Here is a 16,524-nt window from a genome sequence, read left to right as displayed (position 1 = left end):
CACGCGGCGCTCGAAAGGCTGCGTTGTCTTGAAGGCCGCTTGCCCCCGCCCCTGCCCTCCCCCGGAGGGGGAGGGAGAAAGTCAGGTCATGCCGCCTTGCGTTGCGATTGCGCGCGCTGCGTCACCAGCTCCCGCGTGCGCGGAATCAGCTCCCGCCCGTAGTCCGCCGCATCCTCCAGCGGATCGAAGCCGCGAATCAGGAACGTCGTCACGCCCAGGTCGTAGTAGTCGAGCAGCGCATCGGCCACCTGCTCCGGCGTGCCGACCAGCGCGGTGCTGTTGGAGCGCCCGCCGATTTCCTGCGCGACCGCGGTCCACAGCCGCTTGTCCACGCGCGGGCCCTTGTCGGCTGCGGCCAACAGGCGCTTGGCGCCTTCGCTCTGCTGCGGGCCGCCGCGGTTGTAGCCCTGCACCACGCGCAGGCGCTTGGTCTCGGCCAGGATGTTGTCGGCGCGCGCCCATGCGGCCTCTTCGGTTTCCGCGAGGATCGGGCGGAACGACACCGAGAAGCGCACGCTGCGCCCGTGCTTCGCGGCTTCGGCGCGCACGCGCGTCGTCAGCTCGCGCGCCTGGTCGAGCGATTCGCCCCACAGCGCATACACGTCGGCGTACTTGCCTGCGACCGGAATCGCCGCCTCCGACGCGCCGCCGAAGTACACCGGCACGTGCGGCTTGCCGTTGCGCGTCTGCAGCGGCTTCACTTCCGAGAAGGCGTTCTGGTATCGGTAGTGCGCGCCTTCGTGGTCGAAGGGCTTGTCGGCGGCCCACACCTTATGCAGCACCTCGAGGTATTCGTCGGTGCGGGCGTAGCGCTGGTCGTGGTCGAGCCAGTCGCCGTCGCGCCGCTGCTCCTCGTCGGAGCCGCCCGAGATGTAGTGCACGCCGAGCCGGCCGCCGCTGAACTGGTCGAGGGAGGCGAACTGCCGCGCCGCCAGCGTGGGCGACACGAAGCCGGGGCGGTGCGCAAGCATGAAGTGGATGCGCTCGGTCACCGAAGCCGCATAGGCCACGGTGAGCGTGGCGTCGGGGCCAGTCGAATGATGCGGCACCAGCACGCGGTCGAAGCCTGCGTTCTCGTGCGCCTGCGCGAAGGCGCGCACGTAGTCGCGGTCGATGGCCGGGCCTTTGGCGGCATGAATCTCAGAGACCTTCTGGCCCTGGATCATGCCGATGAATTCAACGTCGTTCTGGCTCATGGTGTCCTCGTGTTTTCTGGGTGGGGTGTCGGGTGGTTCAGGCGGCGGGAAGGCGCAGCACGCTTTCGAAGCTGCGGTCCCACAAGGGCTTCACGTCGGCCGGGCCGTCGAGCACGCCGATCTTCAGGAAGGTGTCGGCCACTTCCTGGTGGCTGCGCACCACGGCGTCGCTCACCGGGCCGAGGCTGTAGTCGCCGCTGCGGCGGTTGAACAGCTCGACCAGGTCGCCGACCGGCACGCGCGTCTCGGCCGACTGCGCACGCGCATAGGCCAGGAAGTTGCCGTTGATCCATGCGAACGAGCGCTGCAGGCGCTGCAGCAGGTCGCTCAATGCCGCGCGCCGCGGCGCGTCGTCGAGCGCGCGCGGGTTGGCATAGATCGGGAAGTTGCCCGAGAGGTAGCCCACGCCGGTCTTGATGACTCGCGCGCCGTACTGCGTGCGTGCGATCTGGCCGTTGTAGCCGTAGATGGCCCAGGCATCGAGGTCGCCGCGCGCGAAGGCCGAAAGGCCGTCGGACGGCGTGAGGCTCACGGCCTGGATGTCGTTGAAAGAGAGGCCCGCCTCGGCCAACTGCTTGGCCAGGTAGTAATGCGAGGTGGTGGCGCGCACGTAGCCCACCCGCTTGCCCTTGAAGTCGGCGATGCTGCGGATCGGCGAGTCCTTGCGCGCCAGGGTGGCCTGGTTGTTCAGGTCTTCGTGCGTCACGGCCACGAGCCGTACGCTGGATTTCTGCCGCGCCGCGAACACCGGCGGAATCTCGCTGCCCGAACCCAGGTCGAGCGCATCGCCGTTGATGGCCTCGATGTGCAGCACGCCGTTGTTGAGCTCGCGCCAGTCGATCTTGTAGGGCGTGTCGGCCTGGCCGGAGGCTTGCAGCAGCGGCCGCCAGAGGCCCTTGTAGGTGCCCACGCGCAGGGTCACACCCGAAAGGTCGCGCGCCGGTGCCGCGGCCCGCGCGGCGCCCGTTGCAGCCATGGCGCTCCAGGCCGCGGCAGCCTGGAGCAGGCGGCGCCGATCGAGTGGGAATTCAGGTTTCATGCACCGGACCGTACCGGCGCACACGGCAAAAACGAACGCAGAAAAACGAGTTTGCATATGCGGGATGCGTCGTTTCCGGCGCGGCAGGCGGCCGGTACTGTGCGCAACCATGAGTGCCCTCCCCTTGCGCCGCCCGCCGGCCCCCCATGAAGACCCCACGCCCGCCGCCGCGCAGGCTGAAGTCGACGCCGCCCTTCTTGCGCGCCTGTCGGCGCAGTTCGCCGCCACCGCGGCCGACCACGACCGCAGCGGCGCCTTTCCGCGCGAGAACTTCGAGGCGCTTCAATCGCACGGCCTCATCGGCCTGGTGGCGCCCGCCGCGCACGGCGGCGGAAGTGCCCCGCTGGCGACGGCGCGGCGCGTGATCGCGGCCGTGGCGCGCGGCGAGCCGGCCACCGCGCTGATCCTCACGATGACCTACCTGCAGCACCATGCGCTCACGCGCGGCGACAACCGCTGGCCGCCGCAGCTGCGTGAACGCGTGACGCGCGATGCCGTGGAGCGCGGCGCGCTCATCAACGCACTGCGCGTGGAGCCCGCGCTCGGTTCGCCGGCCCGCGGCGGCTTGCCCGAGACCGTGGCGCGGCGCGATGGCAACGGCTGGACGATCGACGGCCACAAGCTCTACACCACCGGCATCGAAGGCCTCACATGGCTCGCCGTATGGGCCCGCACCGACGAGGCCGTGCCGCGAACCGGCGTGTTCCTGGTGCCGCGCCATGCGCCCGGCGTGCGCGTGATCGCCAGTTGGGACCACCTGGGCCTGCGCGCCTCGGGCAGCCACGAAGTGCTGTTCGAGAACGTCGCGATCGACCTCGGCCATGCGGTGGACCTGCGCGCGCCGGCCGACTGGGCACCCGACGCCGGCAGCCAGACCGACATCGATGCGCATGCCGCGCAGCAAGCCTGGATGGTGGTGCTGCTCGGCAGCCTCTACGACGCGGTGGCGCAAGCCGCGCGCGACTGGCTGGTGGGCTTTTTGAACCGGCGCGCGCCGGGCAGCCTGGGCGCGCCGCTCGCGAGCCTGCCGCGCGTGCAGGAGAGCGTGGGAGACATCGAGGCATTGCTGCGCACCAACCGCGTGCTGCTCGACGATGCGACCGCCGCGGTCGACAACGGCCATGCACCGCCGGCTGCCGACAGCGGCCTGCTCAAGTACACGGTGACGAGCAACGCGATTCGCGTGGTCGAACTCGCGCTGCAGCTGAGCGGCAATCATGGCCTCACGCGGCAGAACCCGCTCGAGCGGCACTACCGTGACGTGCTGTGCAGCCGCATCCACACGCCGCAGAACGACGCGATCCTGGTTGCGGCGGGCAAGCGCGCATTGTTGTCGACGGGAGCCGCCGCATGACCGATCTCCTGTTCTCCAAAACCTCGCGCCGCGCCTGGCTCCAACAAGGCGCGGCGATCTCGCTGGCTGCGGCCGGTTCACTGCGCGCCTGGGCGCAACCGCAAACCACGCTGGTGCTCGGCGACCAGGCCGGCGGGCTGCGGGCCCTCTTCGAAGCGTCGAAGGCGCTCGAAGGCGTGCCCTTTGCCTACCGCTGGGCCAACTTCCAGGGCGCGGCACCGCTGTTCGAGGCGCAGCGCAGCGCGGCGGTCGACACCGCGGTGGCCGGCGACCTGCCGGTGCTGGCCGCGGCCGTCGGCAAGACGCCGCTGAAGATCGTGGCCACGCGTGTCGGCAAGGCCGATGCGCTGGGCATCGTGGTGCAACCCGATTCACCGCTGCGCAAGGTGGCCGACCTGCGCGGCAAGACCGTGATCGTCTCGTCCGCGCGCGGCAGCATTTCGCAATACCAGCTGTATGGCGCGCTCGAGGAAGCCGGCGTGCCGCGCAGCGAAGTCACGGTGAAGTTCGTGCTGCCGACCGATGCGGCCGCCGCCTTTGCTTCGAAGCAGATCGATGCCTGGGCCGTGTTCGACCCCTACTACACGATCGCGCTGCAGCAGGGCGGGCGCATTCTGCGCGACGGGCGCGGCATCAACACGGCGCTGGGCTTCATTACCGCGAGCGAACCCTCGCTGGCCGATCCGGCGAAGCGTGCCGCAATCGTCCAGTTCCTCGACCGGCTGGCGCAGGCGGGTGAATGGGCGCTGGCCAATCCGGAGGCGTATGCGCAAGCCTACAGCCAACTCACGCGCTTGCCGATCGAGTCGTCGCGCATCATCACGGCGCGCGCTTCGGTCACGGGGCGGCCGGTGTCCGAGGCTGACATCGTCGCGTTGCAAGCGGTGGCCGACCGCTCGGCGCGCGACGGCATCCTGCCGGTGCGCGTGGACGTGCGGGCCATCACCGATGCCCAGGTCTGGAAACGCCCCGCGTGAGCCGCGCGTCTTCGATTGCGCCGCTGCGCGATTTCGTTGGCGCGTTCGGCCGGCTGCTCGACAGCGCGCCCGGCGAGCCCCGCATCCTGCGTGAAGGCGGCGCGCTGCTGCGCACGCTGGTTGCGCACGACGACTGGCTGCCCGATGCCTTCGCGCAGCCCGATCCGGCGCGCTACCAGCAGTTTTTGCTGCATGCCGACAGCACCGAACGCTTCTCGGTCGTGAGCTTTGTCTGGGGACCGGGCCAGGCCACGCCTGTACATGACCATACGGTGTGGGGCCTGATCGGCATGCTGCGCGGCGCCGAATACAGCCAAGGCTATGCCACCGGCAGCAATGGCCGTGCACGGCCGCAAGGCGAAGCCGTGCGCCTCGACGCGGGCGATGTGGAAGCGGTGTCGCCCACCGTTGGCGACCTGCATCGGGTGCACAACGCGCATACAGACCGCGTGTCGATCAGCATCCATGTCTATGGCGCGAACATCGGCGCCGTGCGGCGTCATACTTACCCCGCCGAGGGCGGATGCAAGCCCTTTGTCTCGGGCTATTCCAACACGCTGCTTCCCAACCTGTGGGACCGCTCCGCCGAACTCAGATCGACGACATCCGCATGACAACCACTGCCTTCCCCCTCCTGCCCTCTGCTGCCGTGCGCACGCGGCTGCTCGCACGCGAAGAAACCGCGTTGCTCGACGTGCGCGAAGAAGACCCGTTCGCGCAGGCGCATCCGCTCTGGGCTGCGAACCTGCCGCTCTCGCGCATCGAGATCGAGGCCTGGCGGCGCATTCCGCGGCGCGACACGTTCATCGTGCTGTACGGCGCGCACGAGGGCACCGACCTCGCGCCGCTGGCCGCACGCACGCTGGCCTCGCTGGGCTACACCAGCCTGCACCTACTCGAAGGCGGCCTCGAAGGCTGGCGCGCGGCCGGCGGCGAGCTGTTCCGCGACGTGAACGTGCCGAGCAAATCCTTCGGCGAACTGGTCGAGCACGAGCGCCACACGCCCTCGCTCTCCGCACCCGAGGTGAAGGCGCTGGTCGACAGCAAGGCGAACGTGGTGGTGCTCGACGCGCGGCGCTTCGACGAGTACCAGACGATGAGCATCCCGTCGGCCACCAGCGTGCCCGGCGCGGAACTGGTGCTGCGCGTGCGCGAGCTCGCGCCCGACCCGGCCACGCAGGTGATCGTCAATTGCGCGGGCCGCACGCGCAGCATCATCGGCACGCAATCGCTGGTGAATGCGGGCATTCCGAACCCGGTCGCGGCCCTGCGCAACGGCACCATCGGCTGGAAGCTCGCGGGACAGGTGCTGGACCACGGAGCGGATCGAAAAGCGCCGGCCGTGGTGTCCGATGCGCATCGCGCGCAGGCCCAGGCCGACGCGCGCCGCGTGGCCGATGCGGCCGGCGTGCGCCGCATCGCGCTCGACGCGCTGCATGCGCTGGAGGCGCCGGGCCGCACCGTGTACCGCTTCGACGTGCGCACGCCCGAGGACTACGCGGCGGGCCACCTGCCCGGCTTCGCGAGCGCACCCGGCGGACAGCTGGTGCAGGAGACCGATCACCAGGTGCCGGTGCGCGGCGCGCGCATCGTGCTGGCGGACGACGATGGCGTGCGGGCTTCGATGAGCGCGTCGTGGCTGGCGCAGATGGGCTGGGAGGTCTATGTGCTGGATGCCGTGCCCACGGCGGCCGCATTCACCGAGACGACGGCGCCGTCGCCCGCCTATCCGCCTGTCGCCTTGCCTGCGGGAGAGATTGCGCCCAAGGCGCTCGCCGAACTGCTGAAGCAGCCCGGCACGGCAGTGATCGACGTGACCACCAGCGCCAACTACGTGAAGCGCCACATTCCCGGCGCCTGGTACGCCATTCGCGCCCAGTTGGCGCAAGCCATCGGCACGGCCATTCCGCCGGCGCAGCGCTATGTGCTCACCTGCGGCAGCAGCCTGCTCGCGCGCTATGCCGCAGCCGACCTGCGCAGCTTGCTCGACGCGCGCGGCCAACGCGAGGCGGAAGTGCTGGTGCTGGCCGGCGGCAACGCGGCGTGGTTCGCTGAAGGCCTCGAAGCCGAAGCCGGCGAAACGCGGCTCGCCACACCGCGCACCGACCGCTACCGCAGGCCCTACGAAGGCACGGATGCGCCGGCCGAAGCCATGCAGGCTTATCTCGACTGGGAATACGGCCTTGTCGCGCAACTGGCGCGCGACGGCACGCATCATTTCAAGGTGATCTGAGGGCCCGGGAGCAGACGCCTGCGAGGCCGGTTTGCAACGGCCCGGTCACATTATTTCGTGGGGGTAAAGGCCGTCATCCGCCGATGGCGTCGGGCGTTTTCTGGGAATACCGATCACAACTCGTCCCAGGAGCATCACCATGAGATTGCCTGTTCTCGCCCTCTCGGCCGCCGCGCTGGCGGCCACCCTGACCGGCTGCGTGGTCGCACCGGCGCAACCCGTTTATGCCGCGCCGCCGGGCGTGGCCTATGTGGCGCCGACCTATGTATCGCCAGGCGTGGGTTTTGTCTGGAGCTCTCACCCGCGCTATGGCTGGGGCTGGCACCACCCGCGCTACGGGTGGCACCGGGGCTGGAGATAAAAAAAAGCCCCCGGAAGGGGGCTTTCGATCAGTTGGTTTCGGCGCTCTTGAACAGCGCCGCAACCTTGCGCTTGGTCTTGATATTGTTCGAGATCCCGCGCGAAGGCGCTGCCTTGGCGGCCGCCTCCCAGTCGGGAGCGGCTTCGCGCTCGCCCGGCTCATAGGGCTTGTCGAAGAACGGATCGCGCGGCGCGGACGGTGCGCGATGCGGACGCCCGCCGCCGCGGCGCGCATCGGCGCCGATGCTGCTGCGCTCGCGCGGCTGGTCGAGCACGTCGCGCGCGTCGCCGGCCTCGCCCTCTTCGCGCCAGTGACGGCGTCCGTCGTTGATGCGGCCGCGCGGCTGGTCTTCCTCGAACTCGACGGGTTCGAGCTCGATCTTCTTCTTGATCAGCTTCTCGATGTCGGCCACCAGGCGCGCATCGTTGCCGCCGCTGGCAAAACTCACGGCCAGGCCCGAGGCGCCGGCACGGCCGGTGCGGCCGATGCGGTGCACGTAGTCTTCGGCGTTGAACGGAATGTCGAAGTTGAAGACAGCCGGCACGTCCTTGATGTCGAGGCCGCGGGCCGCGACGTCGGTGCACACCAGCAGGTCGACTTCGCCGGCCTTGAACGAGGCGAGCGCCTTCAGGCGTTCGTCCTGGCTCTTGTCGCCGTGCAGCGCGGTGGTGCGAAGACCGTCGCGCTCGAGCGAGCGAGCGAGGCGCGCACAACCGAGCTTGCTGTTGACGAAGACAAAGGCCTGCGTGATGCCGCGCTGCTTGACAATCTGCTTGAGCGCGCGGCGCTTGTCGTCGTCGGTCACGCTGTAGAAGTGCTGCTCGACGGTGGACGCCGTTTCGTTCGGCCGCGCCACCTCGATGGTGACGGGGTTCTGCAGGTAGCTGCCTGCCAGGCGCTTGATCTCGGGCGAGAACGTGGCCGAGAACAAGAGCGTGGTGCGCTGCTTAGGCAGGTAGCTCAAGATGCGCTGCAGGTCGGGCAGAAAACCGATGTCGAGCATGCGGTCGGCTTCGTCGAGCACCACGTACTCCACCTGGTTGAGCACTGCGTTCTTGGCTTCGATGTGGTCGAGTAGCCGGCCCGGCGTGGCCACCAGCACTTCGACGCCCTTCTTGAGCTCGAGCGTTTGCGGCTTCATGTCGATGCCGCCGAACACCACCGTGCTGCGCAGGTTGGTGTACTTGGCGTACATCTTGACCTGCTGGGCCACCTGGTCGGCCAGTTCGCGCGTGGGCAGCAGCACCAGTGCACGCACCGGGTGCCGCGCGGGCGACGTGGAGGTGTTCTCGTGCTTGAGCATGCGCTGCAGCAGGGGCAGTGAAAACGCCGCGGTCTTGCCGGTGCCGGTCTGTGCGGCCCCCATCACGTCCTGGCCCGAAAGCACGACCGGAATGGCCTGCTCCTGGATGGGAGTCATGGTCTCGTAGCCCATTTCGGCTACGGCGCGCGCCAGCGGTTCCGCCAGCGATAGATTGGAGAAGGAGCTTGTCATTAAGCCCTCTATTGTCGCACTGCCGGAAAAAATGGCAGTGACGGCGCCGTGACAACGTCCGCGCAGGCGGTATTGCTATTTATTTTATAGCACTAGAGCCAGCAATCGCGGGCGCTTCAACTGTTTGATGCTCACAGGCTGCGCGCGTTGAAGGTGTCGCACGACTTGATGTCGCCGCTTTGATACCCCGCGCCGAACCATCGCTGGCGCTGCGCGCTCGAGCCGTGGGTGAAGCTGTCGGGCACCACGGCCCGGCCCGCGGAGCGCTGCAATGCGTCGTCGCCGATCTTCTGCGCGGCATTCATCGCGGCCTCGATGTCGCCCGGGTCGAGCCACTTCTTCGACTCCTGCGAGTGGTGTGCCCAGATGCCGGCAAAGCAATCGGCCTGCAGTTCGACGCGCACGCTCAGCGCGTTGTTCTGCGACTGGCTCAGGCGCCCGCGCATGCCGTCGACCTTGCCGGTCACGCCGAGTTCGTCCTGCACGTGGTGGCCGACCTCGTGCGCGATGACGTAGGCCTGCGCGAACTCGCCGGGCGCGCCGAGCTGATTCTTGAGCGTGTCGTAGAAGCCGAGGTCGATGTAGACCTTCTTGTCGCCGGGGCAGTAGAACGGTCCCATGGCCGCCTGGCCGGTGCCGCACGCGGTGGGCGTGGCGCCTCGGAACAGCACCAGCCGCGGTGCCTGGTAGGTGCCGCCGTTCTGCCGGAAGATGCCGGTCCAGACCACTTCGGTGTTCTTCAACACGGTCGAGACGAAGGCCGCCTCGCGGTCGCTCGACGGGGGCTTGGGTGCGGGCCCCTGATGCTGCTGCACCTGGGCCTGTTCGCCACCGCCGCCGCTCAAGAGGCTGAGCACGGTCAGCGGATTGATGCCGAAGATCCAGCCCGCGACCAGCGCGACGGCGATGGTGCCGATGCCGATGCTTCGCCCGCCGATGAAACCGCCGCCACCGCCGCCACCCTCACCGCGGCGGTCTTCGACGTTGTCGGATTGTTCATTGCCTTCCCATCTCATCGCAGTCTCCTTACCGGCCTTGCAGAAGTTTTGCCGGAGCGTCAGAGGATGGTACTTGGCCCGGCCGCAGGCCACGTAACCGGCGGTCAGAACGCGCGGATCAGGTCTTGGGCAGCGTGACGCCGCGCTGGCCCTGGTATTTGCCGCCGCGGTCCTTGTAGCTGGTTTCGCAGACCTCGTCGCTCTCGAAGAACAGCACCTGCGCGCAGCCCTCGCCCGCATAGATCTTGGCGGGCAGCGGCGTGGTGTTGCTGAACTCGAGCGTCACGTAGCCTTCCCATTCGGGCTCGAACGGGGTCACGTTGACGATGATGCCGCAGCGCGCATAGGTGCTCTTGCCCAGGCAGATGGTGAGCACGTTGCGCGGGATGCGGAAGTACTCGACCGTGCGTGCCAGCGCGAAGCTGTTCGGCGGAATGATGCAGTAGTCGCCGTGCATGTCGACGAAGCTCTTCTCGTCGAAGTTCTTCGGGTCGACCACGGTGCTGTGGATGTTCGTGAAAACCTTGAATTCGGGTGCGCAACGGATGTCGTAGCCGTAGCTCGAGGTGCCGTAGCTGATGATCTTGTGGCCGGAGGCCTCACGCACCTGGCCGGGCTCGAAGGGCTCGATCATGCCGGTCTGCTCGGCCATGCGCCGGATCCATTTGTCGCTCTTGATGCTCATATGCGCTCGCTGATGCTGCTGCGGGGGAGGAATGGCGCGAATTGTGGCATGCGCCACTGCCCTGCCCCTGCACCCGCAGTGCCCTGCGGGCTACCCTGCCTGCGAAATCACCGCCCGCTCGATCAGCCGGTCGTCGCCCAGCACGATCATCGCGAACAGCAGTTCCTCGAGGTTGTTCGCGAGCGACGTCTTGCGCGCGAGCAGCGGCGTGGCCGCGGGGTTCAGCACCAGAAAGTCGGCCTCGCAGCCGGGCTGCAGGTTGCCGACCACGCCGCCGAGCCCCAGCGCGCGCGCCGCGCCGCCGGTGTGGCGCCACCAGAGCTCGGAAGGCGCGATGCTGAGGCCGGTCTTGGTCTGGCCCTCGCGGCCCACGTAGTACGCGGCCATCATCGTGTGGAAGGGGCTGAAGCTGGTGCCGCCGCCCACGTCGCTGGCCAGCCCGTACGGGTAGCCCACGCGGTCGGCCGCGCCGAAGTCGAAAAAACCGCTGCCCAGGAACAGGTTGCTGGTGGGGCTCACCGCGGCCGCCGTCTGGGTGTCGCGCAGCAGCGCGCGGTCGGTGTCGTCCAGGTAGATGCAGTGCGCATACACGGCGCGTTCGCGCATCAGCCCGAAGCCGGCATACACGTCGAGATAAGAGCGCGCCTGCGGATACAGCTCTCGCACCCAGGCCACCTCGTCGCGGTTCTCGGCCACATGCGACTGGATCCAGGTGTCGGCGTATTTCGCGGCCAATTCGCCGGCGCCGCGCATCTGCGCGTCGGTGCTCGCAGGTGCAAAGCGCGGCGTGATGGCATAGCCCAGGCGATCGACGTTGTGCCACTTGCGGATCAGCGCTTCGGAGTCGATGAGGCTCTGCTCCGTCTCGTCGCGCACGCCGTCCGGCGAATGCCGGTCCTGCAGCACCTTGCCGCTGATCATGCGCAGGCCGCGGCGCTGGGCGCCTTCGAAAAAGGCATCGACCGACGCCACATGCGAGGTCGCGAAGGCCAGCGCGGTCGTCACGCCGTTGCGCAGCAGCTCATCGAAGAACACGCCGGCCACTTCGTTCGAATGCGCCGGGTCGACGAACCTGGCTTCTGCCGGAAAGGTGTAGTTCTCGAGCCAGGGCAGGAGCCCCGGCGAGGGCGAACCGATGATGTCGGTCTGCGGAAAATGAATGTGCATGTCCACGAAGCCCGGCGCCAGGACGCGCCCCGGCAGGTGGGCCACATCGGCATCGGGATGGCGCGGCGACACGGCGGCGTGGCTGCCGGCATCGACGATGCGCTGGCGGCCGGCGCTGTCGGGTGCGACGACCAGCAGGCCGTCTTCATCGAAAACCGGCAGGCCGGCGTCGTCGAATCGCAGGAGGGAGGCGCGGTAGGCTTTTTTCATCGTGGATGCGGAGGGTAATCCAGCCCCGCGCCGCCGCAATTTCCATGCGCGTATGAGTGCTATATGCGGAATGCACTCGCCGGCGGCCGTGTCAATCGCTCGGCAAGGCGCGCGACTGGATGTCGAAGGGCACGCCGCGCGGCACGGCCGCATCGTCGTCCTTGTGCTCGAGCAGCAGCGCGTACTTCGATTCGATGAAATAGACGCGGTCGCCCAGCACCGCGCCGGAGGACGGGTCGTTCAGCCCCGCCACCACCGTTTGCAGGCCGAGCTTTGCGCCCTCGACGCGCGCCACCGTGACCTGCCCGCCGTACGGCCCGTCGCCGAAGGCATTGCTCTCGAACAGCACCAGCCGGCCGGGTTTCCAGGCGCGGATCGCGTCGACGTTCTTCATCACGCGCGGCGCCTCGATGCGCGTGACCTCGCCGGCCTGGCCGCCGCTGCCGAGGTCGATGCGCAGCAGGTAGGGCGCCGCGGCCACGAGGCTCACGTAGACATTGCGGCCGCCATCGATGGCGATGCCATTCAGTCCCTTGTAGGGGCCGGTGCCGGCCAACGCCGGATCCTCCTTCCAGACCGTGAGCGCCGTGGCACCGGGCGCGAGCCGAAGCACGCGCGGATGAAAGGAGTCGGTCACGTAGATGTTGCCGGCGGCGTCCTGCGCCATGTCGTTGCAGTAGCCCGCATCAGGCATCGCATAGCTCGCGCGCGGGGCGCCGGTCGCGAGCTCGTAGCGCTTGAGCGCGCTCGGCGTCTGCGGCACGGTGGTGAAACCGCTGTTGCCGGAGCAGACCCACAGGGCCTGGTGTTTTGCGTCGACCAGCACGCCCTGCCCGTTCGCCAGGCCGTTCGCGCCGGGCTTCACCAGCACCTCGGCTTTCGGCGCAACGCCCGGCTTCAATCGTGCGACCGCACCTTGGCGCCAGCTGCCGACATAGAACGAACCGTCGGGGCCGATGGCGACGCTCTCCGGATACCAGTCTTCGGGCAGCGCCTGCACGACAGGCGGTGCGGCGGCGGCCGCCATCGCGGCGAGCGCGAGCAGCGCGCCGGCCAGCCGTGTGCGCCCTCTCATTGCCACACGCGAAACACGCGCCCCGTCAGCGGCCCCTCGACGCTGCGCACATAGGCCAGCGCCACGCGCGCGGCCGGTACGGTTTCGACGCCCGGAAAGAATGCGCCATACGCGGCCAACGATTCGGTCAGCAGCGTCGGGCTCACCGCATTGATGCGCAGGCCGCGCGACAGCTCGATGGCTGCGCCTTTCACAAAACCCTCGACGGCTGCATTCACGGCCGCCGCATTGCCTCCGCCGCGAACCGGGTCGTCGGCCGCGACACCCGTGGTCAGCGTGATCGAGCCGCCGTCGGTCAGCACATGCTGGCCCAGCAATGCGAGCCGCACCTGCCCCAGCAGCTTGTCCTGCAGGCCGATGTTGAAGTCGGCCGGCCGCATCTCGGCGAGCGGTCCGAAGAACAGGCCACCCGCCGCCGAGACGATCGCATCGACACGCCCTACCGCGGCATACAGCGCCTCGACGCTGGCGTCGCTCGTGATATCGACTTGCAGGTCGCCGCGCGTGCGGCCGGCGCGCACCACCTCGTGCCCGCGCGCGGCCAGCACCTCGGCCACCGCACTGCCCACGGCGCCCGTCGCGCCCACAACAAGAATCTTCATGAAAACCTCACCAGATGAATCAGGAAGCGCCCATTGTTTTGCGAATTGATAGTTCGATAAACTGCCGTCCGGTTCGGCGATTCGAAACTTTGGGTTCTTAATATGGACAAGCTGCGCGCCATGGAAGTCTTCGTCGCCACGGTCGATGCGGGCAGCTTCGCCGCCGCTGCCGATGCGCTCGATCTTTCGGCCGTGATGGTCGGCAAGCACATCCGCGCGCTCGAAGAGCAACTCGGCGCGCGCCTGCTCGAGCGCACCACGCGGCGCCATGCGCTCACGGAGATCGGCGCCGCCTATCTCGAACGCTGCCGCGACGTGCTCGCGAGCGTGCACACGGCCGACGGCGTGGCGGAGTCGCTGCGCGCCATGCCCCAGGGCGTGCTGCGCGTCACGGCGCCGGTGGCCTACGGCGCGCACCGGCTCACACCGGTGATCGCCGAATACATCGCCGCCTATCCGCAGGTGAAGGTGGACCTGAACCTCAACGACCGCGTGGTCGACTTGGCCGAAGAAGGCTTCGACTGCGGCATTCGCTCGGGCGCGCCGGTCGACGAACGGCTCATCGCGCGGCCGCTCGCGTTGGCGCGCATGTTCGCGGTGGCAAGCCCCGCCTGGGTTGCGCGCCACGGACTTCCGAAGCACCCGTCCGAGTTGGAAGCTTTTCCGCTGCTCGGCTTCGCGGCGTGGGGCGCGAACCATTCATGGCGCTTCACGCGCGGCGGGCAGACGGTGCATGTGCCGGTGCGCGGGCCGCTCAGCACCAACAACGGGCAGGCATTGCTGGCCGCCGCCATGGCTGGCGTGGGCGTGATCGTGCAGGCCGACGCGCTGCTCGGCCCTGCCCTCGCCTCGGGGCAGGTGGTTCAACTGCTGCCCAAGTGGGACTTGCCGACGCGGCAGGTTCACATCATGCGGTTGCCCGAAGCCCGGCCCAGCGCCAAGCTTCGGACCTTCGTGGACTTCGTGATCGAGCGCCTGGGTTAGCTAGCGCGCGACGCGCCCCTGCACGCCTTCGGCCAGCCAGTTCATCTTCAGGATCTGCTCGTCGTTCAGCTGCGCGCCTTTTGCGATGACGACGCGGCCTTCGTTGTCGCGCACGTCGCCGTTCACGGCGCGAAACGGCTGCAGCTTGCCCGCGGCAATGTCCTGCTGGCGCGCCAGGACTTCCTGCTGCACGGCCTTGGGCACCTTGGTGCCGAAGTCGCCGGCGCGGATCATTCCTTCCTTCACGCCGCCCCAGACATTGCCGCTCTTCCAGCTGCCGTCGAGCACCGCCTTCGCGCGCTGCGTGTAGTAGCCGCCCCACTGGTGCGTGACGGCGACGATCTGCGCATCGGGTGCGATCTTGCGCATGTCCGAGTGATAGGCCACGGCCATCTTGCCGCGCTCCTGCGCCGCGGCCATCACTGCGGTGGAGCCGGTGTGAAACGCGACCACGTCGGCGTTCTGGTTGAACACGGCCATTGCCGCGTCGCGCTCCTTCGGCGGATCGAACCATTCGTTGAGCCACACCACGATGACCTTGGCGTTCGGGTTCACCGAGCGCATGCCGAGCGTGAAGGCGTTGATGCCCTGCAGCACCTCCGGAATCGGAAAGCCCGCCACATAGCCCGCCACGTTCGTCTTCGTCATGCGGCCGGCTGCGACGCCCGCGAGATAGCGGCCTTCGTAGTAGCGCGCGTTGGCGGTCGCGACGTTGGGCGCGGCCTTGTAGCCGGTGACCGATTCGAACTTCACATCGGGGAAGTCCTTTGCCACCTTGAGTGTCGGCTCCATGTAGCCGAAGCTGGGCGTGAAGATCAACTGGTTGCCCTGCTGCGCGAGGTCGCGGATCACGCGTTCGGCATCGGCACCCTCGGGCACGTTCTCGACATACGTGGTCTTGACCTTGCCGCCGAGTGCCGCATCGACCGCCTTGCGGCCCTCTTCATGCTGGCGCACCCAGCCGGCGTCGGTGATCGGCGTGACGTAGACGAAGCCGATCTTCAGCGGCTCTTTAGAGGCCTGCGGTTTCGAAAAGGCGGGAGATAAAAAACAGGCGGCTGCCCACGCCAGAACGGCGCGGCCCGCGAGGTTTTTGTACATGGTGTTCCTCTACATGGCCCCGGAAAAGCAAGAATCCGCAGCCAGCCGGGACGCCCGGCTGCGGGGTGCGGATTCTAGTGCGCCGCGTCGGCCTGCACATGCTGCCGCACCGCCTCGAGCAGCAGCGTGGCCAGCCGTGCAACCGGCGCCTCGGCCGCGGCCTGCGCGCGGTAGAGCATGAGCGACATCTGCGGCAGCGCCGGAAGGCCGACGGCCGTGCGGTCGATGGCACGCACGTGCGCAGGCAGGCCGAAAGGCGTGCGCACCGACAGGCCCAGGCCGGCCGATGTGGCCGCCCATAGCGCGGCGAGGCTGGCACTGGTGAACGCATGGCGCCACGGCGTGCCGGCCCGGTCGAGCGCGGCGGTGACGATGTCGCGCAGCGGGCATGGCGGATCGAGCAGCACCAGCGGCAGCGGCTCCTTGCTCTTTCGGGCGCCGCTGATTCGGCGCTCGCGCTCCTTCCACCACGCGGCGTCGAGCGCGTCGGGCGCCCTGGGTCCGATCCATTGCAGAGGCAGGCGCGCCACGCGCTCGCCGTGCGGCGTGATCTGCTCGCCGGTGTCCCACACCAGTGCCAGGTCGAGCTGCCGGAGCTCGAGCCGTTCGCGCAGCTCCGCGCTGCGCGCCACGCAGGCCTCGATGCGCACCCTGGGATGCGCGCGTGAAAAACGGCCGAGCACAGCGGGCAGCAGCGTTTCGCCGAAGTCTTCCTGCAGGCCGAGCCGCACCCAGCCCTGAAGGTCCGCGCCGCGCATTGCGGCGGCCGCTTCTTCGTTGAGTTCGAGCATGCGGTGGGCATAGGCGAGCAGCGTCTCGCCCGCATCGGTGAGCTCCAGGCCGCGGCCGGCCTTGCGGAACAGCACGGCACCGGCCTGGCCTTCGAGCTTCTTGAGCTGCGCGCTCACCGCCGACGTGGACCGGCCCAATTTGTCGGCCGCGCGCGCATAGCTGCCGAGCGCGATGCCGGTCGAAAAACTGCGTAGCACGTCGAGATCGAACATCACCTGGGACATGGATTCTTCCTTTGTTGACCGTCCTGTTTTT

General features: G+C 68.5%; 16 protein-coding genes. 6 read left to right on the top strand and 10 right to left on the bottom strand.

What is annotated here, in order from left to right:
• Positions 1-86: 86 nt before the first annotated feature.
• Both QFZ42_RS03955 and QFZ42_RS03950 read right to left on the bottom strand, forming a co-directional pair.
• Positions 87-1,196: an LLM class flavin-dependent oxidoreductase gene (locus tag QFZ42_RS03955; protein ID WP_307699701.1), complete on the bottom strand. Its 1,110-nt coding sequence runs from the start codon at positions 1,194-1,196 to the stop codon at positions 87-89.
• Positions 1,197-1,233: 37 nt separating this feature from the next.
• Positions 1,234-2,235 (bottom strand): ABC transporter substrate-binding protein, encoded by a 1,002-nt coding sequence (locus tag QFZ42_RS03950; protein ID WP_307699700.1) that lies wholly within the window; start codon positions 2,233-2,235, stop codon positions 1,234-1,236.
• Between the two features lie 109 nt (positions 2,236-2,344).
• Between QFZ42_RS03950 and QFZ42_RS03945 the strand changes: the two genes are divergently transcribed.
• The 5 genes from QFZ42_RS03945 to QFZ42_RS03925 all read left to right on the top strand — a co-directional run bounded on the left by QFZ42_RS03945 (position 2,345) and on the right by QFZ42_RS03925 (position 7,160).
• Entirely contained in the window at positions 2,345-3,589 is a 1,245-nt protein-coding gene (locus tag QFZ42_RS03945) for an acyl-CoA dehydrogenase family protein (RefSeq protein ID WP_307699699.1), read from the top strand.
• Positions 3,586-4,566 (top strand): ABC transporter substrate-binding protein, encoded by a 981-nt coding sequence (locus tag QFZ42_RS03940; protein WP_307699698.1) that lies wholly within the window; start codon positions 3,586-3,588, stop codon positions 4,564-4,566. Before QFZ42_RS03945 ends, QFZ42_RS03940 begins: the two co-directional genes overlap by 4 nt.
• Complete coding sequence (locus QFZ42_RS03935; RefSeq protein WP_307699697.1) at positions 4,563-5,180, top strand: cysteine dioxygenase family protein; 618 nt, start codon at positions 4,563-4,565, stop codon at positions 5,178-5,180. The genes QFZ42_RS03940 and QFZ42_RS03935 overlap by 4 nt, the downstream gene beginning before the upstream one ends.
• A complete protein-coding gene (locus QFZ42_RS03930; RefSeq protein WP_307699696.1) occupies positions 5,177-6,799 on the top strand; it encodes a rhodanese-related sulfurtransferase in 1,623 nt (540 codons plus the stop codon). The genes QFZ42_RS03935 and QFZ42_RS03930 overlap by 4 nt, the downstream gene beginning before the upstream one ends.
• A 139-nt stretch (positions 6,800-6,938) precedes the next feature.
• Positions 6,939-7,160 carry a hypothetical protein gene (locus tag QFZ42_RS03925; RefSeq protein ID WP_307699695.1) on the top strand — a complete coding sequence of 74 codons (222 nt, stop codon included), beginning with the start codon at positions 6,939-6,941 and terminating at the stop codon, positions 7,158-7,160.
• Between the two features lie 28 nt (positions 7,161-7,188).
• On the opposite strand, the gene QFZ42_RS03920 is transcribed toward QFZ42_RS03925, so the two are convergent.
• From QFZ42_RS03920 to QFZ42_RS03895, 6 genes are all read right to left on the bottom strand, one after another.
• A complete protein-coding gene (locus QFZ42_RS03920; protein WP_307699694.1) occupies positions 7,189-8,655 on the bottom strand; it encodes a DEAD/DEAH box helicase in 1,467 nt (488 codons plus the stop codon).
• A 131-nt stretch (positions 8,656-8,786) separates the two neighbouring features.
• Complete coding sequence (ypfJ, locus tag QFZ42_RS03915) at positions 8,787-9,671, bottom strand: KPN_02809 family neutral zinc metallopeptidase (protein ID WP_307699693.1); 885 nt, start codon at positions 9,669-9,671, stop codon at positions 8,787-8,789.
• 100 nt (positions 9,672-9,771) lie between these two features.
• Positions 9,772-10,338: a dCTP deaminase gene (gene dcd / locus QFZ42_RS03910; RefSeq protein ID WP_013542862.1), complete on the bottom strand. Its 567-nt coding sequence runs from the start codon at positions 10,336-10,338 to the stop codon at positions 9,772-9,774.
• A gap of 90 nt (positions 10,339-10,428) precedes the next feature.
• On the bottom strand, positions 10,429-11,715 hold the full coding sequence (gene guaD, locus QFZ42_RS03905) for a guanine deaminase (protein WP_307699692.1): 1,287 nt from the start codon (positions 11,713-11,715) through the stop codon (positions 10,429-10,431).
• Positions 11,716-11,806: 91 nt separating this feature from the next.
• Complete coding sequence (locus tag QFZ42_RS03900) at positions 11,807-12,790, bottom strand: hypothetical protein (RefSeq protein ID WP_307699691.1); 984 nt, start codon at positions 12,788-12,790, stop codon at positions 11,807-11,809.
• The gene (locus QFZ42_RS03895; protein WP_307699690.1) at positions 12,787-13,392 is read right to left on the bottom strand and encodes a short chain dehydrogenase; all 606 of its coding nucleotides are present in this window, start codon (positions 13,390-13,392) and stop codon (positions 12,787-12,789) included. Before QFZ42_RS03895 ends, QFZ42_RS03900 begins: the two co-directional genes overlap by 4 nt.
• Positions 13,393-13,512: 120 nt before the next feature.
• Here QFZ42_RS03895 and QFZ42_RS03890 point away from each other — a divergent pair, with 120 nt between their 5' ends.
• On the top strand, positions 13,513-14,376 hold the full coding sequence (locus tag QFZ42_RS03890) for a LysR family transcriptional regulator (protein ID WP_307699689.1): 864 nt from the start codon (positions 13,513-13,515) through the stop codon (positions 14,374-14,376).
• On the opposite strand, the gene QFZ42_RS03885 is transcribed toward QFZ42_RS03890, so the two are convergent.
• The gene (locus QFZ42_RS03885; RefSeq protein WP_307699688.1) at positions 14,377-15,477 is read right to left on the bottom strand and encodes a BMP family ABC transporter substrate-binding protein; all 1,101 of its coding nucleotides are present in this window, start codon (positions 15,475-15,477) and stop codon (positions 14,377-14,379) included.
• A gap of 74 nt (positions 15,478-15,551) precedes the next feature.
• A complete protein-coding gene (locus QFZ42_RS03880) occupies positions 15,552-16,493 on the bottom strand; it encodes a LysR substrate-binding domain-containing protein (protein WP_307699687.1) in 942 nt (313 codons plus the stop codon).
• Positions 16,494-16,524 lie beyond the last annotated feature (31 nt).

Origin of the sequence: Variovorax paradoxus (assembly GCF_030815855.1) — a bacterium.
Classification (GTDB): domain Bacteria; phylum Pseudomonadota; class Gammaproteobacteria; order Burkholderiales; family Burkholderiaceae_C; genus Variovorax; species Variovorax paradoxus_M.
The sequence above is the reverse complement of the archived record's forward strand: the minus strand, read 5'-3'. Positions and strand labels throughout refer to the sequence as shown.